This window comes from Salinispora pacifica CNR114, from assembly GCF_000514775.1.
Classification (GTDB): domain Bacteria; phylum Actinomycetota; class Actinomycetes; order Mycobacteriales; family Micromonosporaceae; genus Micromonospora; species Micromonospora pacifica.
Map to the genome: position 1 here is coordinate 21,071 of NZ_AZWO01000017.1, position 23,552 is coordinate 44,622.

Consider the following 23,552-nt stretch of genomic DNA (forward strand, 5'->3'; position numbering starts at 1 on the left):
TCCCGTCCCGGCTCGATCGGTATCGTGCCTCGGGCCGAACTGGCGCCGGTATCCCAGCCCGGCGGCTGACTGATTTTCTTTTATCCACAGGGTGTGGATGCTGTTTTTCCAGCTCAGAGTGGTGTTGAGGGAGACTCTTCCACAGTTATCCACAGGCTGTGCACAAGCTGCACACATGCCTTCCCCCTGCTATCCACAGGTTGTCCCGAGACTCGTCCACCGCTGCTGTTGAGGCGTCCTGCTCGTCTTCCGTATGGTTGCCAACCGACCCGCCGCACGATGGCCCCCGATCGCCCTGCGGGTCGAGAAGGCCGTGACTCCGCGGTGGAGCCAGGCCGATGAGCTGACGGTGTGAAGGGGGAGCCGTGTCGGTCGCCGACGAGATGGCAGCCGAACCGCGTGCTGGTGGGCCGACATCGGTGCCGGTGCAGCGGGACGGCCAGTTCGAGAAGACCCCACCGCAGGACATCGCCGCCGAGCAGTGTGTGCTGGGCGGGATGCTCCTGTCCAAGGACGCGATCGCCGACGTGGTCGAGATTCTCAAGAGCAACGACTTCTACCGACCCGTCCACGCCACCGTCTTCGACACGATTCTCGAGATTTACGGCCGGGGCGAGCCCGCTGATTCGATCACGGTCGCGGCGGCCCTGGCCGACTCCGGCGACCTGGTCCGGATCGGGGGCGCACCGTACCTGCACACCCTGATCGCCAGTGTGCCCACCGCGGCCAACGCCGCCTACTACGCCCGGATTGTCAGCGAACGGGCCGTGCTCCGGCGGCTGGTCGAGGCCGGCACCCGGATCGTGCAACTCGGGTTCGGTACCGCCGCCAGCGGCAGCCGGGACGTGGATGACGTCGTTGACCTCGCCCAGCAGGCCGTCTACGACGTCACGGAGCGGCGGGTCAGCGAGGACTTCGCCATCCTCGCCGACATGCTCCAGCCCACGCTCGACGAGATCGAGGCGGTCGGCGCCCAGCACGGCATGATGACCGGCGTTCCCACCGGCTTCACCGACCTCGACCGACTCCTCAACGGTCTGCAGGCCGGCCAGCTCATCATCGTCGCCGGGCGGCCCGGCCTGGGGAAGTCCACGGCGAGCATGGACTTCGCGCGGAATGCAGCGATTCGCGCCAACCAGGCCGCGGCGATCTTCTCGCTGGAGATGAGCAAGGTCGAGATCGTCATGCGACTTCTCTCGGCCGAGGCCCGGGTGCCCCTGCACGTGCTGCGCAGCGGTCAGCTCTCCGACGACGACTGGACGAAGCTCGCCCGCTGCATGGGTGAGATCAGTGAGGCGCCGCTCTTCGTGGACGACACGCCGAGCATGAACCTGATGGAGATCCGGGCCAAGGCGCGACGTCTCAAACAGCGACACGATCTGAAGCTCATCGTCGTCGACTACCTCCAGCTGATGACCTCGCCGAAGCGTACGGAGAGCCGGCAGCAGGAGGTCGCCGACCTGTCCCGTGGCCTCAAGCTCCTCGCGAAGGAGGTCGAGTGCCCGGTTATCGCGGTCAGCCAGCTGAACCGTGGCCCCGAACAGCGGACCGACAAACGGCCCCAGCTCTCCGACCTGCGGGAGTCCGGCTCCATCGAGCAGGACGCCGACGTCGTCATCCTGCTGCACCGTGACGACTACTACGACAAGGAGTCGCCGCGGGCCGGGGAGGCGGACTTCGTGGTGGCCAAGCACCGGAACGGGCCGACCGACACGGTGACGGTGGCAGCGCAGCTCCACCTGTCGCGCTTCGTGGACATGGCGATCGTGTGAGTGGACCCAGCGATCAGGTGCGCGAAGTCAGCTGACCGCGCAGCGTCCGAATCACCGCGCAGCCTGCGGAAGGAACGGGCAGCGTCCGGAAGGATCCCGGCCCGCGCTGCCGCGGCGGGGTCCCTCCGGACGCGCCGTACGGTGTCAGCCGAGCAGGTCGCCCAGGAAGCCCTTGTGCCGCTTCCGCCGGTAGTGCCCGTGGTAACCGTAGTGCTGACCGTGGCTCCCGTAGGCCGGGGCCGGAGCCGGGGGGTAGCCGTGCGCGGGCGGCGGGGGCGGCACGGTGCCGTAGCCGGGCTGCTGCGGCGGTGGCGGCGGGTACCCGCCGGGCTGGCTGGGCTGGGCGGGTGCCGGAGCGGCCTGCTGCCGGTTCCAGTTAGCCTCCGCCTCGAACAGCTTCTCCAACTCGCCGCGGTCGAGGAAGATCCCCCGGCACTCGCTGCACTGATCGATGACGACGCCACTGCGCTCGTACTGGCGCATCTCGCCGTGACACTTGGGACAGGTGAGGCTCATCATCTGACCGTACCTGGTTGACCTAAGCGGTCGCGGTCAACGTGGCGGTGACTTCGTCGTCGGAGACCTCGTGGAAGTCGTCGTAGTAGGCGCTGACCGCGGTGAACTCGGCCGGGTGCTGCGGACAGACAACCTGGTCGGCCTCGGCGGAGAGCAACTCGTACGCCTCCTGCGAGCCGACCGGGGCAGCCGCCACCACCCGTCGGGCACCGAGGTGGCGGGCGACCTGGACCGCGGCGCGGGCGGTGGCGCCGGTGGCGAGGCCGTCATCGACGATCAGGGCGGTGCGGTCGGTGAGATCCAGCGGCGGACGGTCGGCCCGGTAGAGCCGCTCCCGGCGATCCAACTCGGCCCGCTCCTGGCGATCGACCTCGGCGATCTCCGCCGGGCTGAGCCGGCTGGCGATCCGCTCGTTGAGCACCTGGGCCCCGCCGGGACCGATCGCGCCGAACGCGACCTCGGGCGCACCGGGAAGGCCGAGCTTACGGACGGTGATCACATCGAGTGGGGCCTCGAGTCGACGGGCGATCACCTCGGCCACCGGCACTCCGCCGCGAACCAGGGCAAGCACGATGACATCGGGTTCGCCGACGAGCGCGGTGAGCCGATCGGCGAGTGCCCGACCCGCGTCGCCGCGGTCACGAAAGGTGGTCACCTCTCAGGTGTACGCCGGGTTAGTCGGTTTCGTGGCGGGTTGCTGGATTCCGACAGGCGAGTGCGGGGGTCCAGATCAGAAAGGCCAGCGGGTAGAGCAGGTAGCCGAACCGGCTGGCAGGCATGAGTAGGAGCGCGACGAGGAGCCCGTACCCGCAGATGAGCGACGCGGCGGCGGCCGTACGCGGCGGGCGGCGGGTGAGCCGCAGGGCGAAGGCCAGCCCCACGGCAAGCAGCAGCCCGCCGGTGAGTAGCCGCCCGGCGGGCAGCGCGGTGGAGATCAGGTGGCCCGGGAGCGGGGACTGGGCCGGGCTGGTGACCAGGCCTTGGCCGAGCGGGAAGCGGAGCACGTTCTCGACCAACGCGTCGGGGTCGATCAGCAGGACGGGCAGCAGGGCGAGGGCCGGCAGCCCCAGGGCGCCGGCGAGGACCCGCCGGCCGGACCGTCGGGTGGCACCCCAGACGGCCAAGACCACCGCGACCGGCCAGGCGAAGAGTTTCAGGGCAGCGGCCAACCCCACGGCAGCCCCGGCCCGGCCCGGTTTACCGGCGGCGGCGAGGGTGAGCGCGAACAGGCAGAGCGCGAGAACGGGTAGGTCGTCGCCGCCGGTGGCGAGGGTGAGCGCGCTGACCGGCAGGATCGCGGCGGCCTGTACGCCGCGCAGAATGCCGCTGCCGGGCCGGTGTGCCTCGCGGGCGCCGGACCGCCAGAGCGTGCGCCCGGCGAGTGCGAGGATGGCGACGGTGGCGAGCGCGAACCACACCCGGGCGTCGGTCAACGCGGTGTCGACGAGGGCGCGGGGCAGCCCGAACAGGGCCATTGCCGGTTGGTACGGGGTGTAGCCGAAGAGCTGCTCGCTGGTGGGGAGCGCGGCGATCGCCTCGCGGCTGAGATAGGGCGTACCGGTCTCGATCAGCCGCCGCCCGGAGTCCTCAATGACGATGACCTCCTCCTGCGCCCGGTCGGGACGCCCGAAGGCCCGTTCGGTGCTCTGCCAGAGCACCGGCAGCAGCACGGTGGTGCTGGCGGCGAGCCCGGCGACCGCCCAGCGGGTGGCGAGCCCGGTCAGCGGGGAGCCGCGGCGGCGCCGCCAGCTCAGCAGCTGGGCGGTGGCGACGACGGCGGCGACGAGGTAGCCGGCGGTGGCGACACTGCCCCACGCGCGGTGCGGGGCGAGGGCGGAGGTCAGGGTGGTGACTGCGGCGAATCCGGCTGAGGCGGCGTAGAGGGCCAGGTCGACGGCGAGGCCACCGGCGGCGTTGTCAACGGCGGACCACCCGCGGCGTACGCCCGGAACGGCGCTGGTCACGCGGTCAGTTTTGCAGATCGGCGGCGCCGGGTCAGGCGAGCTGGGAAGGACCGCGGTGGTAGCCGGCCGGTGGCCGTTCCAACCGGCGGCCGAGCCCGGCAGAGCGGTGACTAGACTCGCCGTCGTGACGGACTCCGCGCAGCTCACCCACGTTGACGCGGCAGGCGCAGCCCGCATGGTTGACGTCTCCGCCAAGGCGGTGACCGGGCGGCTGGCCGTCGCCGCCGGCCGGCTCCGCACCACCCGTGCGGTCGTTGACCTCCTGCGCCGCGATGGGCTACCCAAGGGAGATGCGCTCGCCGTCGGCCGGCTCGCCGGGATCATGGGCGCGAAACGGACCCCGGACCTGATTCCGCTCTGCCACCCGATCGCCCTACACGGCGTCGCCGTTGACCTGACCCTCACCGACGACACCGTTGAGATCACCGCGACCGCCCGGACGGCCGACCGCACCGGCGTCGAGATGGAGGCGCTCACCGCCGTCGCGGTCGCCGGCCTGGCCCTCGTCGACATGGTCAAGGCCGTCGACCCGGCGGCCACGGTGGACGCGGTCCGTGTCCTGCGCAAGGAGGGCGGAGCGACCGGTGAGTGGGTCCGCCCCGAGGACCGCCCGTGATCCGGGCGCGGGTGGTTGTCGCCTCCAACCGGGCCTTCGCCGGTGTCTACCCGGACACCAGCGGCCCGCTGCTCGCCGCCGGCCTGCGGGAGCTGGGCTGTGTGGTGGACGAGCCGGTCATCGTGGTCCCGGACGGTGACCCGGTCGGTGCGGCGCTGGGCGCCGCCGCCGCCGAGGGGGTGGATGTCGTGGTGACCAGTGGTGGCACCGGCATCAACCCGACGGACCGTACCCCGGAGGTGACCCGGGCGCTGCTCGACCACGAGATCCCGGGCATCGCGGAGGCCATCCGCGCGTACAGCCGGGACCGCGTGCCCACCGCAGTGTTGTCCCGGGGAGTCGCCGGTGTGCTGGGGCGGACGCTGGTGGTGAACCTCCCCGGCTCGACCGGTGGCGCCCGCGACGGGCTGGCCGTGCTCGGGCCGATCCTCGCCCACGCTGTTGACCAGCTTCGTGGCGGGGACCACTGATCGGTTCGCGGACCAACGGGCACGTGCACGCCCCGATACTCTCGTCGGGTGAGCATGGAAGCCGCAGCCGCCGCCCCCGTCGCTCCGCCCCCACCCGCGGGCTGGGAGGAGGCGCGTTCCCGGGCGTACGCGGTGGGTCGAGCTGCCGCGCTGCCGGTGGTGGGTCGGCCGCTCGTTGACCTCGACGGGCATACCCTGGCCGAGCCGTTGGCCACCCGGACCCCCCTACCGGCGTTCCGCACGACCAGCGTGGATGGCTGGGCGGTGCGTGGCGCCGGTCCGTGGCGGATCGTGGGTCGGGTCCTGGCCGGCGGGGTTCCGGCGCCGCTGACCGAGGACGGCACCACCGTCGAGATCGCCACCGGTGCGATGGTTCCCGACGGCGCCGCCGCCGTGCTGCGGGTGGAGGAGTCGAGCCGTACCCCGGACGGGTTGGTGGCCGGCACTCCCCGGCCGTCGCCCGAGTGGCGGCTGCCGGGTGAGGAGGCCGCCGCCGGAGAGGAGCTGTGCCCGGTCGGCACGCCCGTGGACCCGGCGGTGATCGGGTTGGCCGCCTCCTGCGGACACGACACCCTGCGCGTACGGCGGCAGCCGCGCGCGGCGTTGCTGGTCTTCGGGGACGAACTGTTGACGGCCGGGCCGCCCGGGGCGGGGCGGGTCCGGGACGCACTCGGTCCCGCCGTGCCGGCGTGGCTGCGCCGGTACGGGTGTGCGGTGCGCCCCTCCGACGTGGTCGGGCCGGTGGCGGACACCCTCTCGGCGCACGTGGCGGCGCTCAGGGATGCGCTCACCCAGGCCGACCTGGTCTGCACGACCGGCGGCACCATGCACGGACCGGTGGACCACCTGCATCCCGCACTTGCGGCGTTGGGGGCGGAGTACGTGGTCAACACCGTCGCCGTTCGGCCCGGCTTCCCGATGCTGCTGGCCCGGGTGGTCGGCACCGACGGCCGGGTACGCTTCGTGGCCGGGCTGCCCGGTAACCCGCAGTCCGCGATTATCGCCCTGGCGTCGCTGGTCGCACCGCTGCTGGCCGGTCTCGCCGGCCGGCTGATGCCGGAGTTGCCGCAGGCGGTGCTCGCCGAGCCGATTCCCGGGCGGGGCGCCTTCACCCACCTCGCGTTGGTCCGGTTGGATCGAGTCACCGGCACCGCCCATCCGCTCCGGCACGTCGGCTCGGCGATGCTGCGCGGCCTGGCCGAAGCCGACGGGTTCGCGGTGATCCGCCCCGGCGCGTCCGGCGAGCCGGGTGACCGGGTGTCGGTCGTGCCGCTGCCGTTGCTGCCCGGGGAGCGCGGGTCGTGACCGCCCCGACCGTGGCGTTCGGCGAGGTTACCGAGCGACCGTTGGATCTCGCCGCACACGAGGGTGCGGTGGCGGACCGGGCCGCTGGCGCGGTCGTGTCGTTCCAGGGCGTCGTCCGGGATCACGACCATGGCCGAGCGGTGGTCGCGCTGACCTACGAGGGGCACCCGAGCGCCGAGCGGGTGCTGCGCGAGGTCGCTGCCGAGATCGCCGCCGACCCCGAGGTGTACGCGGTGGCCGTCTCGCATCGGGTCGGGCCACTGGAGATCGGCGACGCGGCACTGGTGGCGGCGGTCAGCACCGCCCACCGAGCCGCCGCGTTCGCCGCCTGTGCCCGATTGGTTGACGAGGTGAAGGCGCGGCTGCCGATCTGGAAGCGGCAGGTGTTCGCGGACGGCACCGAGGAGTGGGTGAACTGTCCCTGACGCCGTCCGTGGTCAACGGTCAGCGGCGGCTGGCCAGCGGGACCGGCCGGCTTGGACGCTCGCCGTAGAAGGCCGGCTCGGCCCCGGGGCGCCAGGGCAGCGCGGCGACCAGCACGATCAGCGCCAGGGCCAGCGAATTCTCCATCAGGGCACCGAAGAGACCGTCCTGATAGTGCGACACCTCGGGCAGCTGGTGCTCGTACGGCCAGATCGGTGAGACGAGGAAGAGGAGATAGAGGACCACGGCAGCGGCTCCATGCCGGAGCCCGGTCAGCGTCGGGTACCAGATCGGGGGGCGTAGACCGTTCACTCCGGGTAGTGCCTCCGAGCCGGCCCGGGCGGCGAGCGCCCGGCTGGCGTCCCGGCGGCGGACGGCGGCGTCGGCGAGCACGATGATCGCGGGGATCACCCAGACCAGGTGGTGCGTCCAGGAGATCGGGCTGATCACACTGGTGGTGAGCCCGACCAGGGTGAATGCCGTCAGCTCGTCGCCGTCTGCCCGGGCGTTGGCGGCCCGGGACAGACCGAGCGCGAGCAGCAGGATCGCGAACGTGAACCAGAGCAGCCCCGGGGTCTCGATCGAGTCGTGGAGGCGGGCGAGCAGGCCGGCGAGCGACTGGTTGGGGGTCATGTCGGCGGCACCGACCCGCTCGGTCTGCCAGAGCACCCCACCGAAGTAGGCCCGGGACTCGGGGCCGACAACGGCGAACGACCCGATCGTCACGGTCAGTACCGTGCCGACGGCGGTGGTAGCCACCCGCCACTGGCGGGTGATCATGAGGTAGGCGATGAAGAGAGCGGGGGTCAGCTTCACCGCGGTGGCGAGGCCGATCCCGACGCCCGCCCAGGCGCCGCTGTAGACGAAGCGCAGCAGCGGCCCGTCGGTGGGGGCGCCGTGGGCGCCTCGACGGGATCGCCAGCGCAGACCGACCAGGTCGGCCATGACCAGTGCGAACAGCAGCAGATTGACCTGCCCGTAGCCGAGGGTCTCCCGGGACGGCTCAAGGGCGGTGGCGAGCACCGTCGCGAGCGCCACCGCGTACCACAGGGGATAGTTGAGCCGGTCGGCGATCGGGCGGAGCAGCGCGGTGAGAACCACGGCCAGCGCGGCGACACTCGCCACCGCGTTTACCAGCCCGGCCAGCCCGACCGGTAGATGCGCCATTGGGAGCATGGCGAGCCCGGCGAAGGGCGGGTAGGTGAACCCGAGGGTCGTGTCGGGCGCGATGAACTCGTACAGCTCGTGGCCGTTCGCCCACCACACCGCCGCACCGTGGTAGATCTTCATGTCGAAGAAGTTGTACGGCCGCCCGAACGCGCCGACCGCGAGCCAGGCGGCGTACGCGACGACGGCCACGACTCCGATCCGGATGACGGTCCTACGATCGAGCCCCTGCAGGACACGGCGAACCGGGGTGAGGCGGCGTCCCCGCCGACGGAGAGTCGTCGGCATTGAGTGCCCACCCCCGTACCAATATCGTCCTCGCCGTCCTGGTCCGGTACGGAGCCTAGAACGGTCCCTCACGTGTTTGCCTCCCGCGTTATATGACCGTGTCCGATCCCACACTGGTTTTTGACATTTCTACCGGGTTAACACCGGGCGGTCGGTACGTCGGATTCACTGTTTGGTCCGACGGAGTGCGACGGGAGGAGGATCGACGCTGGTCAGCCAGGGAAGCGTCGAGCCGTCGCTGCCGATCGTACGGCGGTCCGAGCCTGTCGGCGGGCGGTACGAACAGCTCGCGTCGCCCAACGCTGGGAGTGGCCGAGCCGCTGACCGGCCCGCCAGCGCAGCCCCGGCTTCCCGGCGGTGTCCGCGGCGGCCAGCAGGAGCCCACCGAATAGGCCAAGGTTTTTCAGGAAATGGAGTTGGTTGTTGACCCGCTGTCCCGGATCCACGTCAGTCCAGAAGGGATGTCCGGCGATAGTACCCGGCACCAGAGTGCCGGCCAGAACCAAGGCCGCCGGTCGGGTGAGTCGTCCGGTGGCGAGCAGTAGGCCGGCCCCGAACTGTACGGCTCCATTGGCGCGGATCAGGGTCTCGGTATCGGTGGGGACGCCGGGAACGGCTCGTCGCAGCAGGGGCGCGACCCGGTCTGCCATCGGCGTGGCGGCCGGGGCCAGCCGAGCCGGGGCGGCGAGGCTGCGGGCCCCCTCGACCACGAGGATGCCACTGAGCATTACTCGGGCGAGGGAGCGCACGGGTGTCATGGGTCAGTCATACCCTGTCGGATCCGCCGCCACCCCGGCAACCGACCGATCTGGATCGGTCGACCCGGCCTGCCACGCCGAATCGCGGTACTGTCCCGGACGGGCCGGCGCCGGAGGGGTAACGTCCCCGGCGTGACCACCATGCGACTACGGCCCGAGGATCCGGCAGATACCGGTGCGGTTCGGCGGGTCCTCGCTGGCGCGTTCGCCCGTCCCGATGTCACCACCCCGCCGGAGGTCGGCCTCGTCGACGAGCTGCGCGGCAGCGCGGAGTGGCTGCCGGCGCTGGCCATGGTGGCCGAGTACGGGGGTGAGGTCGTCGGCTACGCGCTGCTCACCCGGGTGCGGGTTCGCTCCGACCGCGACGACGTGCCCGCGCTCGCCCTCGGGCCGGTGGCGGTCGCCCCGCACCGGCAGCGCATCGGGCTGGGCAGCGCGGTGGTGCAGGCAGCCCTGGACGCCGCCGCCGAGCTGGGTGAGCGCCTCGTGGTGGTGTTGGGTGATCCGGCCTTCTACCGGCGGTTCGGGTTCGGTCGGGCCGACCGGCTCGGCCTCACCAGCCCCTGGTCCGGGCTCGGTGAGCCCTGGCAGGCCCGGGTGTTGCCCTCGGTCGGCGGTGGCACCGGGCCGCCCGCTCCCGGCGAGGTGATCTTTCCGCCGCCGTGGTCGAAGGTGTGAGTCACCGAGCCGTCGGCTGGCTCGACCCAGCTATGCCGGCTGGGTGCGGAGGTAACGGCCGAAGTGGGGCACCGTGAACGCCACCGTACCGCGTTCACCGGAGTAGATGAGACCCTTTTTGATCAGTGCGTCCCGAGCCGGGGAGAGGCTTGCGGGCTTGCGCCCCAGCGCGCGGGCGATCTCGGCGGTCGGCACGGCCGCGTCCATGTCATCCGGGGTGCCCACGTCCGTACCGTCAACCAGGGAGAGGGTCGCCATCGCCCGCATGTACTCGCGTTCGGCCGGAGTGGCTCGCTCGAACCGGGAGCCGAAGAAGCCCACCGCCAGTTCGGCCTCGGCGTCCGGCGCCGCCACCCGGACGTCGGCGGCGGTGATCGGTGAGCGGGGAGCGTGGTCCCAGGTCGTCTTTCCGTACGCCTGGACGAAGTAGGGATAGCCGCCGGACTTCTCGTAGAGCAGGTCGAGCGCCTTCTGCTCGTACTCGATCTCCTCGCGCGCAGCAGGCGCGCAGAGCGCCTGGTCGGCGGCGACCCGGTCGAGTCGATCGATGCGCTGGTAGCGGAAGAGCCGTTCGGAGTACGATTTCGCCGCGCTGAGCACAGCCGGAAGGTGCGGCAGCCCGGCACCGACCACGATCAGTGGCGCGCCGAGTTGGGACAGCTCGTGGCAGGCGGCACAGAGCGCGGAGACCTCCTCCGGGGCGAGGTCCTGCATCTCGTCGATGAAGACGGCGACGCCGGTACCGACGTCGGCGGCCACCGCGGCGGCGTCGGTCAGCAGCTCCACCAGGTCGATCTCGATGTCGCCGGAGTCGGCCCGCCCGCTCGCGGCGGGGACATCGATGCCGGGTTGCCACCGGTCCCGTAGCCGGGGGGAGGTCCCGCCCCGCCCGCTCGGGGCGGATCGTTGTGCGAAGGCCTTCAGGACACCGAGGAAGGCGTCGATCCGGTCTGGAGCGCGGTGCCGGGGGGCCAGCTCGCGCACGGCCATGTGGAGGGCGGCCGAGATCGGTCGGCGCAGCGACTGATCTGGCCGGATTTCGATCTTGCCGCTGCCCCAGAGTCGGTTGATGGCCTGCGACCGGAGCGTGTTGAGCAGCACCGTCTTGCCCACGCCGCGTAGCCCGGTGAGCATCAGGCTGCGCTCTGGTCGGCCGCGCGCGATCCGCTCCAGCACGATGTCGAAGACGTCCAGCTCCCGCCCGCGCCCGGCCAGCTCGGGCGGGCGTTGCCCGGCGCCCGGAGCGTAGGGATTGCGGATCGGATCCACGCATCGGAGAGTATCGGGCTGTCTAGCAGTGGGGCTAGACCTCGGTAGATGGAGCTACCGGCGTGTCGGGAAGTCCGGTGTCGAGTCAATTCTAGTGCTGTATAGCCTCCACGCTAGACAGCCCTAGGTGTGGAGATAAGCGCGTGGTCCGGTGCCTCGTTGGTGGTCGCCCCCGAGCGGCGGTGCTCAGCGCTGTTTCAGGCAGAGCACGAAGTCGAGAGTGTCCAGGTCACTGTCGAAGAAGAACCAGTTGGTGTAGCCGCCGACGGAGGCGCATTTCGCCGCGGCGTCCTTCTTGCCCGTGGTCGGGCCGTCAACACGGAGCAGCACCTCGTACGTCTGTGGGCCGCACTCGGTGATCAGCAGCTCGGGTTTACCGCCGGCTGGCCCGTTGTTGCGGACGCACTGGCCGACCTCGACGAAGCGGGGGTTGGCCGAAGGGTCTGGGGCCGCGAGACCGGGCCCCGCCGACGTGGCTGGCCCGGCGGAGGAGACCGAGGCCGTGACGTTGGGGGTCGGGTCGGACGCCGCCGGCGTCTCGTCGCCCCCGGCGCGGAACCAGAGGCCACCCGCCCCGACCCCGAGGGTCAGGAACACGACGATGCCGAGTACCGCGACCAGCGGTCCGCGGCGCCGAGGGGGAATCGGCTCGGCACCGTGGCCGGCCGGTGGTTCGTAGTCCGGCATGCGCGTCCTCCAGCGGGAGTGTGAGCGGCTGGACACTCGGGGTATCGCCGCCTTCGCCACCGTAGTGTGTGGCGGCCGCGATTCAGACCAGGCGGAGCTGACGATCCTTGGGGCGGCGGGACTCCGGTTCCCCGAGGCGTTCGAAGAGCCCCGGATCTATTGCGGACAAGAATGGCGAGGGTCGACAGTCGTACTCGGCGCCGTGCCGAAATCGCCGGGCGGCGTGGCTGAGGTAGAGCCGATCCTGCGCCCGGGTCACCCCCACGAAGAAGAGCCGTCGCTCTTCGGCGACCGCGTCGTCGTCCGGCTCGCTACCGGGCCAGCGCAGCGGCAACAGCCCGTCCTCGGCGCCGACCAGGAAGACCACCGGGAACTCCAGCCCCTTGGCGGCATGCAGAGTGAGCAGGGTGACCGCCTGCGCGCGTGGATCGAGCGCGTCCACCTCCGCCCCCGTCGCCAGCTGGGACAGGAACAGGTCCAGGTCATCGCCGCAGCGCCGGGCCAGCGGGGTGAGCAGGTCGACCGCCACCCGTACGTCGGTCGGCCCGGCGGTGCCCGAACCGTCGAGGGTGGGGGTGGCGAACCGTTGCGCGACCACCTGGCCGGCGAGCCGAACCCGAGCCGGCAGGCCACCGTCGACGCCGCCGGTGTGCCGCAACTCCCGGGCGATCTCGGCGACGCCGGGGCGGTCACGGAGCCGGTCATGAGAGCGCTTCTGTACCGGGATGTTCGCCCGGGACAGCGCGTCCACGATCGGTGCGGCCTGCGCGTCGGTGCGGTAGAGCACCGCGATGTCGGAGAACGAGAGCGTGCTCGCGGCGCCGTCGATCCGCCCCGAATCCAGCGAGCGGTGCGACAGCCCACCGACCAACTCGTCCACCGTACGGGCGACGAAGGTGGCCTCGTCGGCGACGGAGATGGCCGCGTACCGCCCGAGCAGCGGGGCCTCCGGGTCGAGTCGGGCCGGGTCCAGCCGGCGGCCCCGGACCAACGACGTCGGGGCGATCGCCTGCACCGCGGCGGCCAGGATCGGTGCCGACGAACGGTAGTTGCGGTTCAGCCGGACCAGCCGGGCATCGGTGAAGTCCTGCGAGAAGCGCAGGAAGTAGCGGACATCGGCGCCCCGGAAGGAGTAGATCGCCTGGTCCGGGTCGCCGATCGCGCAGAGGTTCCCGTCGGCGGGGCTGAGCAACCGGAGGAGCTCGTACTGCACCTCGTCAACGTCCTGGTACTCGTCAACGAAGATCCACTGCCATCGTTCGCGATAGGAGTCGGCCAACCGCCGATCGGCTCGCAGCAGGGTCAGCGGCAGGGTGAGCAGCTCGTCCAGGTCGACCAGGTCCTGCTTGCGGAGCAGCGCCAGATAGGTGCCGTCGTCGTCGCCGGCCTCGGCCCGGGCGGCGGCACGGTCCGCGTCGTCGGCGATCCGGAAGTTCGCCGGCAGGCCAGCGGCCGCATGGTTCTCCCGCAGGAGCTGTAGGCCGACGGAGTGGAACGTGCCGACGGTGACGTCCTCGGCGACCGGCCCGAGTAGCCCGTCGAGTCGGTGCCGCAGCTCCTCGGCGGCGCGTCGGGTGAAGGTGATCGCCAGGCAGCGCTCCGGGAAGACGTTCAGCTCCGCGCAGAGGTACGCGATCCGGTGCGTCAGCGTACGGGTCTTGCCGGTGCCCGGACCGGCCACGATCAGCAGCGGCCCGCCGGGCGCGGCCGCGGCCACTCGCTGCATCGCGTCCAACCGGTCGAGCAGGCCGGTGCCGACCTCCTCCATCCCGGACAGCATCGGCTCGAAGGGCTCGTGCGGCGAGGGGGGTGGTGCGATCGGCGGCGAGGGTGGGCTGACCCGCCTCGGCTCCGGCTTCGTCGCCGGGCGGCGGGCCTTCGGCTTCGGGGTCGGGGTCGGTTCCGCGGGACGGCGCGGCGCCGGCACGGCGGGTACGTCGAAGAGGGTCTCCTGCGCTGCCGAGCCCCCGCCGGGGCGGATTTCGGTCGGGTCGAAGAGGGTGATCACGCCGTACTCGCCATCGAAGCCCGAGACCCGGCGGACCTCCCCCCGACGAAGCCGGCGGATGCCCTCGGCGAGGAGTTCGCCGCCGACCCGGTCGATCTCCGCGAGCGGCGTCCGAGTGAGGATCTCCAGCTCCGGGCCGAGCGCGGCGATCAGGTCGTTGAGCTTGCCCGCGACCTTCTTGGAACGCGCCCCCACCGTGTTGATCTCACCGAGGAGTTCGGCCAGTGGCACCAGGTGGGTGACGTCCCGGGCGTGCGCCGGCCGGTGCCCCACGGGTCGGTCGGCCAACTCCTCCACCCGGTTGAGGACCCCGACGGTCAGCGGCTTGCCGCACTCCGGGCAGCGGCCGCCCGCCGCCCGGGTCTGCTCCGGCGCCCAGTTGACCCCGCAGAGTCGGTGGCCGTCCGCGTGGTACTTCCCCTCTTCCGGGAAGAACTCGATCGTCCCGGCCAGGCCGTCGCCGGTCCGCAGCGCCTCCCGGATGGCGAAGTAGTCGCGGGCGGAGCTGAAGACCGTCGCCTCTCGGGCCAGCGCGGGCGGCGAGTGGGCGTCGGAGTTCGACACCAGCTGGTAGCGGTCGAGGCTGCCGACCCGCCAGTTCATCTCCGGATCGGAGGAGAGGCCGGTCTCCACCGCGAAGATGTGCTCGGCCAGGTCGGCGTAGCAGTCGGCGATCGCGTCGAAGCCGGACTTGGAGCCGAGGGCGGAGAACCACGGCGTCCAGATGTGCGCCGGTACGAGGTAGCCGTCCGGGCTCGCCGCGAGGGTGATCTCCAGCAGGTCGCGGGAGTCCAGGCCGAGGATCGGCCGTCCGTCCGAGCCGAGGTTGCCGATCCGCCCGAGCGCCGTGTTGAACCGGGCCACCGCCGCCAGGTCCGGTAGGTAGACCAGGTGGTGCACCTTGCGCGTCCGGTCGCCGCGTTTGTAGATCGTGGAGATCTCGACGCTGAGCATGAACCGTACCGGGGTGTGCTCCGCCTCGTCGGCGAGGCGCGGCGGTAGCTGGCGAGCGATCTCCCGTTCGGCCTCCGGAGCGAGTCGGTACAGGCCCGGCTCCGCCGGCTGCAGGGTCTCCCGCAGGTGGTCATACCAGGCGGGGTGGGTGAAGTCGCCGGTGCCGAGGACGGCGACGCCCTTGCGCCGAGCCCACCAGGCGAGGTTCGGCAGGGTGAGATCACGGCTGCACGCCCGCGAGTACTTCGAGTGGATGTGCAGGTCCGCGACGAAGGACGGGAGGCCACCGGGGGGTGCGGCGTTGATCGGAGGCACGAGGCATCCTGCCACAAAGCCCACGTCCTACGCTCGCCGCCACGCGCTCACGTGAGCTGCACTATGCCGAACGCAGCTCGACGAGGGTGACCTGTGGCTCGGCGCCGACCCGGACCGGAGGTCCCCAGAAGCCGGCGCCGTTGGTCACGTACACCTGGGTGCCGTTGACCTTGCCGAGGCCGGAGACCACCGGCTGCTCGAGCTGCACCAGATAGTTGAAGGGCGCCATCTGCCCACCGTGGGTGTGCCCGGAGAGCTGCAGGTCAACACCGTGTTTGGCGGCCTCGAAGGCCGCGACCGGCTGATGGGCGAGGAGTACCACCGGCCGGCTCGGGTCCCGATCGCCGAGGGCGGCGGCGTAGTCCGGCGGGCCGGCCACCCCGGTGCCGGCGGCATCGGCGTCGTTGACCCCGGCCAGGTCGAGTGCCCCGCCCCGGGCCTGGATCTCCACCCGGTGGTTCTGCAGGACCCGCAGGCCCAGACGGTCCACCTCCTGCACCCACTCCTCCACGCCGGAGTAGTACTCGTGGTTGCCGGTGACGAAGAAGCTGCCGTGTCGGGATCGCAGGTCGCGTAGTGGCGCCGCCGCCTCGCCCAGCTCGGCGACGGAGCCGTCCACCAGATCGCCGACGACCGCGACGAGGTCGGCGTCCAGCCGGTTGATGGTGGCCACGATCCGTTCGGTGTGGGCCCGCCCGAGCAGCGGGCCGATGTGGATGTCGGAGACGGTGGCGATGCGGAGGCCGTCCATGCTCCGGGGCAACCGGGCCAGGGGGACCTGTACCCGGTCCAGCTGGGGTGGGCCGAGGGCGGTGCGCACGCCGTAGCCGGTCAGGCCGGTGGCGGTGAGCCCGGCGAAGATCGCCGCCCCGCGCGCGAGGAGTAACCGGCGGGACGGATCGTGGTCCGGCTGCCCGTCGGCAGGCGGGGTGGTGGCCGGCGGCTCGGCCGACCCGCCGGCCACCACCAGGGCGGGTTCTGGTGCCGGGGCGGTGGGCGTGGCGGCGGCCCTCCGGCGGCGCAGCACCAGCCGGGCGACCGCCATCGGTAGCTCCAGGGCCACCAGCAGGACCAGCAGGTAGAACAGGATCGCGAGCCAGAGGTAGCCCGGCCAGGCGAGCCAGTGCATCCCGGCTCGGGTGCCGACCAGCGTGGCCGGGGCGAGCGCCGCGAGCACCAGCATGGTGACACTGCCGATGCGTCGCGGCAGCCCCGGCCGGGTGGTGTCGCGTACCAGCCGCTTCCAGAGGTAGAGGTGGACCAAGCCGGTGAAGAGGGCCAGAGCGGCGACGAACCCCAGTACCGCGAACAAGGCTGTGCCTCCCTCAGCCACCCGCGAAGGGGGGCAGAACGTCGATCGTGGCGCCCGCGGGCAGCGGTGCCCGCCGATCGTGCCAGTTCACCCCGTCAACCAGGAAACTGGCGACGCCCAGTACCGCGCCGAGCCGTTCGCCGTGTCGGTCGGCGATGTCGGTCAGGACCGCGTCCAGCGACCGGCCGGCGGGCAGGTGCTCCTCGGCGCATCCGGCCGCGGCCCGGGCCCCGGCGAAGTAGCGGATCGTGAGGGTCGCGGTCCTCCGGTCGGGTCCGGCGTCGTTCGCTGGTCCCCGCAGGTCGGACATGTCAGCCTCCTATCGCGGACATCGAGCGGTCGGGTTGCAGGAACCCCGGGTCGTCGATGCCGTGGCCAGCCCGTTTGCCCCACATCGCGGCCTGCCAGCGGCGGGCGAGCTCGTCGTCGTCGGCCCCGGCCCGGAGCGCTCCGCGCAGGTCGGACTCGGTGGTGGCGAAGAGGCAGTCACGGACCTGACCGTCGGTGGTGAGCCGGGTACGGTCGCACTCTCCGCAGAAGGGGCGGGTGACGCTGGCGATCACGCCGACGCGCGCCGGGCCACCGTTGACCAGCCAGGTCTCGGCCGGTGCCGCGCCCCGGTGGGCTGGGTCCGGCACCAGGGTGTGCTCGGCCCGGAGCAGGGCGAGGATCTCGTCGGCGGTCACCATGGTCGACCGGTCCCAGCCGTGCTGGGCATCCAGCGGCATCTGCTCGATGAAGCGCAGTTCGTAGTGGTTGTCGAGGGCGAAGCGCAGCAGCGCGGGCGCCTCGTCCTGGTTGATGCCGCGAATCAGGACAGTATTGATCTTGACTGGGGTCAGTCCGGCCTTGGCCGCGCCGGTCAACCCGGCCAACACGGCATCCAGTCGGTCCCGTCGGGTCAGCCGGACAAACCGCTCCCGGTCGAGGGTGTCCAGCGAGACGTTCACCCGGTCCAGGCCGGCGGTGCGCAGGGCCGGTGCCAGCCGGTCCAGCCCGATGCCGTTGGTGGTCAGCGAGATGCGCGGCCGGGGGGCCAGCGCCGCGACCGCCGCGACGATGCCGACCAGGCCGGGCCGGATCAGCGGCTCACCACCGGTGAACCGCACCTCGGTCACCCCGAGCCGCTGCACCGCGATCCGGATCAGCCGGACCACCTCGTCGTCGTCGAGGAGCTGCGGCCCGGCGAGCCAGGGCAGCCCCTCGGCCGGCATGCAGTAGGTGCAACGCAGGTTGCACTTGTCGGTCAGGGAGACGCGCAGGCTTCGGGCGACGCGGCCATGCCGGTCCACGAGGATCCCAGCGGTCGGTCGGGCGGCGCTCACCTCACGACGGTAGCGCGCCCGAGCCGAGCAGGGCGCTTCGGGCGGTGTGGGCAACCGCTTCGCGGTAGGTCGCACCGAAGAGCGCGGTGTGCACCAGCAGCAGGTGCAGCTGGTGTAGTGGGATCCGCTCCGGCCAGCCATCGGCCAGCGGCCACGCCTCGTCGTAGGCGGCGCGGATCCGCTCCAGGTGCGGTGCGCCACCGAAGAGCGCGAGCTGCGCGAGGTCGGTCTCCCGGTGGCCACCGTGTGCTGCCGGATCCACCAGCCAGGCCCGGTCGTCGCGGCCCCAGAGCAGGTTGCCCGGCCAGAGGTCGCCGTGCAGCCGGGCCGGCGGTTCGTCGCCGCCGAGGGTGGCGGCCCGGGCGGCGACCTGCTCGACCAGCTTCCGCTCCGCCGGGCCGAGCGCGCCGTTGTCGACCGACATCCGCAGGTATGGCAGGAGCCGGCGCTCGACGAACCACCGCGACCACGGGCCGTCGTCCCGGGTGTTGTCCGCCGGTAGTGTGCCGATGAAGCCCGGCCAGTCGGCGCCGAAGGCCGGGGCACCGGCCCGGTGCAGGGCCGCCAGTTCCCGGCCGAACCGCTCGGCCGCCCCCGGGTCGGGCTCGCCGGGCTCGACCCACGCCAGCGCCAGCAGGTCGGGCAGTGCCACGATCACCTCCGGTACGGCGACCGCGTCCGCCTCCCGTAGCCAGCGCAGCCCGGCCGCCTCGCTGGCGAAGAAGCGCCCCGGCTGGTCTCCGGTGGCCGTCTCGGGCCAGGTCTTCGCGAAGATCGAATGCCCGTCGTCGAGGGTGAGCCGGGTGGCGGTGCAGCTACTGCCGCCGGCGACCGGCGTCTCCCGGATCCGCTGGTGGGTCCGGAAGGTCGGCAGGTGCTCCGGGTGGGCCCGCAGGTACGCCAGATCCATGGGTCGGACGGTAGTGGGTAGGGGCGGGCTGAGGGCGGCGGCGGCCGAGAAGTCGCCGTTACCAGCGTAATTACCGAACGTAGCTGTGGATAGACCGCGTGTCGTCCACAGGGGCGGACGGCGGTCGGGGGCGGCGTACAGGCTGCCGGAATGGCCTCGACTGACCTCCCCCGGTTCTCCGTTCGCTCCGGCGCGGACCTGATCGCCGCCGTGCCCTACCTGCTCGGGTTTCATCCGGCGGACAGCGTGGTCGTGGTGGGGATGCGTGGTCCACGGGTCACCTTCGCCGCTCGGGCGGACCTTGCGGGCTTGGCCGACTCCGCCGCTGCGGCCCGACATCTGGCGGCAGTGGTCGCACAGCAGCCCACCGACCGCGCGACGGTGCTCGGCTACGGGCCCGCGTCCAAGGTCACCCCCGCGGTTGACGCCATCCGGCAGGCCCTGGCCGAGGTCGGGATCGCGGTGCTCGACGCGCTCCGAGTCACCGATGGCCGCTACTGGTCGTACCTGTGCCCGGAGCCGGAGTGCTGTCCGCCCGACGGCACTGCGTACGACTCGAGCACGAGTCAGGTGGCCGCCGCCGCGGTCCTCGCCGGTCAGGTCGCTCTGCCCGACCGGGCGGCGCTCGTCGCCCAGGTGGCGCCGGTCGAGGACGACGAGCGAGCTCGGCTGCGGCGGGCCGCGCAGCGGGCGGAGCGGCGCTTCGCCGACCTGGTGGCCCGGGCAGCCGGGGCCGACCGGTCCGGCGGGCGGTCGGTCGACCGGTCGGGTGGACGGTCGGTGCGGGCGGCGGGGCGCATCGCGATCCGGGCCGCTCAGCGTCGGCACCGACGGGGCGAACGACTCGACGACGACGAGGTGGCCTGGCTCAGTTGGCTGCTGACCGACCAGACGGTGCGAGACCTGGCCTGGGAGCGAACCGACGGGCGGGAGACCGACATCGCGCTCTGGGCCGACCTGCTCCGCCGCGCCGAGCCGGAGCTGATCGCCGCCCCCGGTTCGCTGCTGGCCTTCGCGGCCTGGCGGGCCGGGGAGGGGGCGCTGGCGGCGGTGGCGTTGGAACGGGTGCTCGCCCCACATCCCGACTATTCGTTCGCGCTGCTGGTGGACGACCTGCTTCGGCATGGGGTGCCCCCGACCCAGCTGGCCGGGTGGCCAGCCATCGCGCTGACCGGCGTGGTTCGTCCCCGCCCCCGGCGGGGCCGGCGGGGTACCCGTTGACCAACCGGCAGGTCTCGGCCCGCGGCGGGCCGCTCTTCGTGCAGGTGGGCGCGGGGCCAACCGGGCTCGGCCGGTACCGTAGCCGGGTGCGCAGGTACGCGGCGGTGGTGCTGGCCGGGGGTGCGGCCCGACGGATGGACGGTGTGGACAAGCCAGCCCAGCCGGTCGGTGGGCGTCCGATGCGGGACCGGGTGCTGGCCGCGGTCGCCGACGCCGCACCGCGAATCCTGGTGGGCCCCGCGGCCGGCGTGCCGGCCGACGTGGTGATCACCCGAGAGTCGCCGCCGGGCGGGGGGCCGGTCGCCGCTGCCGCGGCCGGGCTGGCCCGGCTACCCGCCGATGTGGACCTCCTTGCCCTCCTCGCCGCCGACCTGCCGCTGCTCACGGGGGATGCGGTTCGGGAGTTGCTGGGCCAGCTCGAAGACGAGCAGGACGGGGGCCAACCGGCGGCCGGTCCCAGTGGGATTGCCGGGGTGTGTTTCGTGGACGACGCCGGGCGGCGGCAGCCGCTCTGCGGGGTGTGGCGGGTCGCCCCGCTGCGGGCCGCGTTCACCCGGCTGGTCACCCAGCGCCCCCTGGCCGGGGCGTCCCTGCGGGCCCTGCTGCATGGGCTGGCCGTACGCGAGGTGCCGTGGCGTGGGGGCGGCCCCCCACCGTGGTTCGACTGTGACACCGACGAGGATCTACGCCGGGCAGAGGAGTGGGTGCGATGACAACGATGGACGAATGGGTGACGGCGGTCTGCGCCGAGCTCGGCCTCGACCCGGCTCGGGTGCCGGTGCCAGCGGTGCTTGACCTGACGCGGGAGGTGGCGCATCAGGTGTTGCGACCCGGCGCGCCGGTCGCCGCCTACCTGGTGGGGGTCGCGGTGGGCGGGGGCGCGGAACCGGCCGCCGCCGCGGCCCGGATCAATCAGTTGGCCGCCAACTGGCCCGTCGAGCTGGGCTCCGAGGGCTCCGACGACACTCCGAGCCGGTGACGGTGGTGGGCCCGGAAATCCGAGGGGCCGGGGCCCACCACCAGAGCGGGGCTGATCAGCTGCAGGGAAGCCAGGCCCGTCAGCTATTGGGAAGCCAGGCCACACTCTCAACGGTCGTCGGGTCGGAGGCCCGCAGGCCCGCGTCCGACACCGTCCAGAGGGTGCCATCGACGAGCAGCGAACGGGTGATGTGCCCACCAGCCGGGTGGGTCACCTCGCCCTGGTCGGTGAGGGTGTCCCCGGCGACCCGCAACAGACGCAGACCGGCGTTGACCGGGACAGCGAGTAACCCGGTGCTCGGGTCATACCGGAAGGCATGCGGGTCGTGCTCGGCGGCGGACCAGGTGTACGGGCGGTGCCAGCGGTCCAACCGGAGCGGTTGGGCCGGGTCCCGGACATCGAAGAGCGAGACCTGGACCCCCTGGGTGCGTCCGTCGAGGTCGGCCTCCTGCCCGATACCGAGCAGCCGGCCGTCCGAGACCGGGTGTAGGTACGCCGAGTAGCCGGTGATCTTCAGCTCCCCGGTGACCCGGGGGGCGGCGTGGTCGCTCAGGTCGAGCGCGTAGAGCGGGTCGGTCTGCTGGAACGTCACCACGTACGCGGTGTCACCGAGGTAGCGCACCGAATAGATTTGCTCCCCGGGGCCCAGGCCGGTGACCGCACCGGTTCGGGTCAGTACCCCGCCCTGTCGACGCAGCACGTGAACGCCGGACTCCGAGCTGCGTTCGTCCTGGCTCATGATGGCGTTCTGGTCCGTGATGGCGTCCTGGCCCGTGGTGGCGAGCTGGACCATGGTGGTGGCGACGCGTAGGTGGCCCTGCCACTGCGACAGGGCGTACTGGTTGATCAGCCGGCCGGGCACCGTGCCGGCGGCGACGTACCGGGGACGGCCGGCGGCGGCGGTGTCGAACTGGTAGATGTCGGTGACCGAGGTACCGATCTGGCCGGGCCACCGCCCCGGAGTGGACGAAGCCGTCAGATATCGCTGGCCCGCCAGGTAGAGGCTGTCGCCGGTGCTGTAGACGGTGTCCGCGGCGGCGGCCACGCTGACCGGGTCGCCGTCGGTGAGCCGATCAGCGTTGAGGTCGAAGCTGAGTACGGTCAACACGGTGGAGCCGGTGCCGGTCTGCGGGCGGCTGAGTCGGTCGCAGCCAACCCGGCCGCTCCCGCGCTCCGCTCCGGCTGTCCACTCGTAGGCCGGTAGCCACGCGTCGATACCCGCGGCGATCACCGTTGCCCGGTAGGCCGCCTTTCGGGCCGCCTCGTCGGCGCTGGCGGGCAACTCCGGGAAGGTCAGTTGGGGGTGGGACTGGACCACCACCCGGACCGTGCTACCGGTCTGGCGGGCGTCAAGGGTGCGACCGTGGATCTCGTACGTGCTGAGCACCCGGGGTGGGCCGCTCAGGTCGACCAGGTGGAGCCGGGTCGCGGCGGGCGGGCTCGATTCGGGTGACGGCGCGGCAATGTCCTCGCGACCGAGCCTGGCCGCGGGGAAGACCATCAGTGCCGCGTTGGTGAGGACCACCGCGTGATCGCCGAACAGGAGCAGGTCTTGCTGGCCCCAGGGGCGCAGGTCGGGGCCATCGTTGAGGTCCAGCCGCCCGGTGAACCGGTTGGTGGTGGCGTCGACGACCCGGAGCACGCCCTGGCTGATGGTGACGATCCGCTGCCCGTCGGTCTTGACCAGGTCCGGCTCGTCAACGCCGGGCTCGTACCCGTTGGTGAGCGAGTGTTCCCCGGCCGGCTTCAACGCGGCGCTGTCGCTGAGTGCGGACTCCGATGCCGATACGGACCGTTGCTGGGGCACGCCGTTGGCGAGGCCCCACGGGCCGACCTCGGCTGCCGTCGCGGCGCGCAGTTCGGCCAGCGCATCGGCGCAGGAGTCGAAGGAGACCAGCTGTAGAGGTGACTCGGGTCCGGCCGGTGGCGTCTTCGGCGCCGGTGACCGGGCCGCGGCGACGCTACCCGCGAGCAGGAGGAGCGCGAGTAGCGTACCCGCGACAAGGGTGGGACGGCGCGATGTCATGTTCGCTCTGACGCCGCCGGCCGACCCGCGGTTCCCGTGCGGCTCGTTGCCGTACGGCGCGGCGGAGCCCGCGCCAGCGACGCGGCGGGGTGGTGGTCCCGGGACGGCTGGGAGCAGCGGCGATCGGTGATTAGTCGGATGGGCCGACGCCGGGGGACTCGACGAGCCGGGAGAGCACGATGGTGCTGCGGGTGGAGGTCACAAAGGACTCCGCTCGCAGGCGTTCCAGTGCGACCTCGAGGTGGGCGATGTCGGCGGCGCGTAGGTGGACGAGGGCGTCCGCCTCACCCGAGACGGTGTAGGCCCCGACGACCTCGGGGTGTCGGCGGGCGGCGACACCGATCTGCGGTGGCGTGGTTCGACCGGCGCAGAACAGCTCGACGAAGGCCTCGGTGGTCCAGCCGACCGCGGCCGGGTCAACGACAGCGGTAAATCCGCGGATGACTCCGGTCGCGCGAAGCCGATCGACGCGCCGTTTCACGGCCGGGGCGGAGAGGGAAACTCGCTGTCCGATGTCGGCGTACGACGCACGGGCGTCGGCGACCAGCAACGCAATGATTCGCTGATCTACTGCGTCGATCTGCAATGT

23 protein-coding genes are annotated in these 23,552 nt (G+C 72.1%); 9 read left to right on the forward strand and 14 right to left on the reverse strand.

What is annotated here, in order from left to right; all coding sequences use genetic code 11:
- Positions 1 to 365: 365 nt before the first annotated feature.
- Positions 366 to 1,772: a replicative DNA helicase gene (gene dnaB / locus B118_RS0112095; RefSeq protein ID WP_018812334.1), complete on the forward strand. Its 1,407-nt coding sequence runs from the start codon at positions 366 to 368 to the stop codon at positions 1,770 to 1,772.
- A 144-nt stretch (positions 1,773 to 1,916) separates the two neighbouring features.
- Here the strand turns inward: dnaB and B118_RS0112100 are convergent, their stop codons facing one another.
- From B118_RS0112100 to B118_RS0112110, 3 genes are read right to left on the reverse strand one after another with little or no spacing between them, the layout of a single operon-like run.
- Positions 1,917 to 2,291, reverse strand: coding sequence for a TFIIB-type zinc ribbon-containing protein (locus B118_RS0112100; RefSeq protein ID WP_018812333.1), 375 nt, complete (start codon positions 2,289 to 2,291; stop codon positions 1,917 to 1,919).
- A 19-nt stretch (positions 2,292 to 2,310) separates the two neighbouring features.
- Positions 2,311 to 2,943 (reverse strand): phosphoribosyltransferase, encoded by a 633-nt coding sequence (locus B118_RS0112105; RefSeq protein WP_018221928.1) that lies wholly within the window; start codon positions 2,941 to 2,943, stop codon positions 2,311 to 2,313.
- A gap of 19 nt (positions 2,944 to 2,962) precedes the next feature.
- Positions 2,963 to 4,252 carry a glycosyltransferase 87 family protein gene (locus B118_RS0112110; protein WP_028192828.1) on the reverse strand — a complete coding sequence of 430 codons (1,290 nt, stop codon included), beginning with the start codon at positions 4,250 to 4,252 and terminating at the stop codon, positions 2,963 to 2,965.
- A 124-nt stretch (positions 4,253 to 4,376) separates the two neighbouring features.
- Between B118_RS0112110 and moaC the strand changes: the two genes are divergently transcribed.
- The 4 genes from moaC to B118_RS0112130 are packed head-to-tail and all read left to right on the forward strand — an operon-like array spanning position 4,377 to position 7,068.
- On the forward strand, positions 4,377 to 4,868 hold the full coding sequence (gene moaC / locus B118_RS0112115) for a cyclic pyranopterin monophosphate synthase MoaC (RefSeq protein WP_026185566.1): 492 nt from the start codon (positions 4,377 to 4,379) through the stop codon (positions 4,866 to 4,868).
- Complete coding sequence (locus B118_RS0112120; RefSeq protein ID WP_018221931.1) at positions 4,865 to 5,338, forward strand: MogA/MoaB family molybdenum cofactor biosynthesis protein; 474 nt, start codon at positions 4,865 to 4,867, stop codon at positions 5,336 to 5,338. Before moaC ends, B118_RS0112120 begins: the two co-directional genes overlap by 4 nt.
- 54 nt (positions 5,339 to 5,392) lie before the next feature.
- Positions 5,393 to 6,643: a molybdopterin molybdotransferase MoeA gene (locus tag B118_RS0112125; RefSeq protein WP_018812330.1), complete on the forward strand. Its 1,251-nt coding sequence runs from the start codon at positions 5,393 to 5,395 to the stop codon at positions 6,641 to 6,643.
- The gene (locus B118_RS0112130; RefSeq protein WP_018221933.1) at positions 6,640 to 7,068 is read left to right on the forward strand and encodes a molybdenum cofactor biosynthesis protein MoaE; all 429 of its coding nucleotides are present in this window, start codon (positions 6,640 to 6,642) and stop codon (positions 7,066 to 7,068) included. Before B118_RS0112125 ends, B118_RS0112130 begins: the two co-directional genes overlap by 4 nt.
- 19 nt (positions 7,069 to 7,087) lie before the next feature.
- Here B118_RS0112130 and B118_RS0112135 read toward each other — a convergent pair whose 3' ends face one another.
- Complete coding sequence (locus tag B118_RS0112135) at positions 7,088 to 8,521, reverse strand: glycosyltransferase 87 family protein (RefSeq protein ID WP_028192829.1); 1,434 nt, start codon at positions 8,519 to 8,521, stop codon at positions 7,088 to 7,090.
- Positions 8,522 to 8,733: 212 nt separating this feature from the next.
- Positions 8,734 to 9,279, reverse strand: a complete 546-nt coding sequence (locus B118_RS0112140; protein WP_026185568.1) for a DoxX family protein — start codon at positions 9,277 to 9,279, stop codon at positions 8,734 to 8,736.
- Positions 9,280 to 9,420: 141 nt separating this feature from the next.
- On the opposite strand from B118_RS0112140, the gene B118_RS0112145 reads away from it, so the two are divergent.
- Positions 9,421 to 9,957 (forward strand): GNAT family N-acetyltransferase, encoded by a 537-nt coding sequence (locus tag B118_RS0112145; RefSeq protein ID WP_033660614.1) that lies wholly within the window; start codon positions 9,421 to 9,423, stop codon positions 9,955 to 9,957.
- A 30-nt stretch (positions 9,958 to 9,987) separates the two neighbouring features.
- On the opposite strand, the gene B118_RS0112150 is transcribed toward B118_RS0112145, so the two are convergent.
- The 7 genes from B118_RS0112150 to B118_RS0112180 form a co-directional block, all read right to left on the reverse strand.
- On the reverse strand, positions 9,988 to 11,226 hold the full coding sequence (locus tag B118_RS0112150; protein ID WP_018812326.1) for an ATP-binding protein: 1,239 nt from the start codon (positions 11,224 to 11,226) through the stop codon (positions 9,988 to 9,990).
- Positions 11,227 to 11,412: 186 nt separating this feature from the next.
- On the reverse strand, positions 11,413 to 11,913 hold the full coding sequence (locus B118_RS0112155) for an LppU/SCO3897 family protein (RefSeq protein WP_018812325.1): 501 nt from the start codon (positions 11,911 to 11,913) through the stop codon (positions 11,413 to 11,415).
- Positions 11,914 to 11,995: 82 nt separating this feature from the next.
- On the reverse strand, positions 11,996 to 15,190 hold the full coding sequence (locus B118_RS0112160) for a UvrD-helicase domain-containing protein (protein WP_028185223.1): 3,195 nt from the start codon (positions 15,188 to 15,190) through the stop codon (positions 11,996 to 11,998).
- Between the two features lie 61 nt (positions 15,191 to 15,251).
- Positions 15,252 to 16,502 carry a metallophosphoesterase gene (locus B118_RS0112165; RefSeq protein ID WP_028192830.1) on the reverse strand — a complete coding sequence of 417 codons (1,251 nt, stop codon included), beginning with the start codon at positions 16,500 to 16,502 and terminating at the stop codon, positions 15,252 to 15,254.
- 13 nt (positions 16,503 to 16,515) lie between these two features.
- A complete protein-coding gene (locus B118_RS0112170; protein WP_028192831.1) occupies positions 16,516 to 16,812 on the reverse strand; it encodes a MoaD/ThiS family protein in 297 nt (98 codons plus the stop codon).
- Between the two features lies 1 nt (position 16,813).
- Positions 16,814 to 17,827, reverse strand: a complete 1,014-nt coding sequence (moaA, locus tag B118_RS0112175) for a GTP 3',8-cyclase MoaA (protein WP_026270884.1) — start codon at positions 17,825 to 17,827, stop codon at positions 16,814 to 16,816.
- A gap of 1 nt (position 17,828) precedes the next feature.
- Positions 17,829 to 18,737, reverse strand: coding sequence for a fructosamine kinase family protein (locus tag B118_RS0112180; RefSeq protein ID WP_018221943.1), 909 nt, complete (start codon positions 18,735 to 18,737; stop codon positions 17,829 to 17,831).
- Positions 18,738 to 18,887: 150 nt separating this feature from the next.
- Here B118_RS0112180 and B118_RS0112185 point away from each other — a divergent pair, with 150 nt between their 5' ends.
- From B118_RS0112185 to B118_RS0112195, 3 genes are read left to right on the forward strand one after another with little or no spacing between them, the layout of a single operon-like run.
- Positions 18,888 to 19,958, forward strand: coding sequence for a DUF4192 domain-containing protein (locus B118_RS0112185; RefSeq protein ID WP_018812319.1), 1,071 nt, complete (start codon positions 18,888 to 18,890; stop codon positions 19,956 to 19,958).
- Positions 19,889 to 20,671, forward strand: coding sequence for a molybdenum cofactor guanylyltransferase (mobA, locus tag B118_RS28240; protein WP_018812318.1), 783 nt, complete (start codon positions 19,889 to 19,891; stop codon positions 20,669 to 20,671). The genes B118_RS0112185 and mobA overlap by 70 nt, the downstream gene beginning before the upstream one ends.
- Positions 20,668 to 20,937 (forward strand): DUF6457 domain-containing protein, encoded by a 270-nt coding sequence (locus B118_RS0112195; protein WP_026270882.1) that lies wholly within the window; start codon positions 20,668 to 20,670, stop codon positions 20,935 to 20,937. Before mobA ends, B118_RS0112195 begins: the two co-directional genes overlap by 4 nt.
- A gap of 79 nt (positions 20,938 to 21,016) precedes the next feature.
- Here the strand turns inward: B118_RS0112195 and B118_RS0112200 are convergent, their stop codons facing one another.
- Together B118_RS0112200 and B118_RS0112205 are read right to left on the reverse strand one after the other, a co-directional pair.
- Positions 21,017 to 22,963 carry a beta-propeller domain-containing protein gene (locus tag B118_RS0112200; protein ID WP_018812316.1) on the reverse strand — a complete coding sequence of 649 codons (1,947 nt, stop codon included), beginning with the start codon at positions 22,961 to 22,963 and terminating at the stop codon, positions 21,017 to 21,019.
- Between the two features lie 130 nt (positions 22,964 to 23,093).
- Positions 23,094 to 23,549 (reverse strand): Lrp/AsnC family transcriptional regulator, encoded by a 456-nt coding sequence (locus B118_RS0112205; protein ID WP_018221948.1) that lies wholly within the window; start codon positions 23,547 to 23,549, stop codon positions 23,094 to 23,096.
- Positions 23,550 to 23,552: the final 3 nt, after the last annotated feature.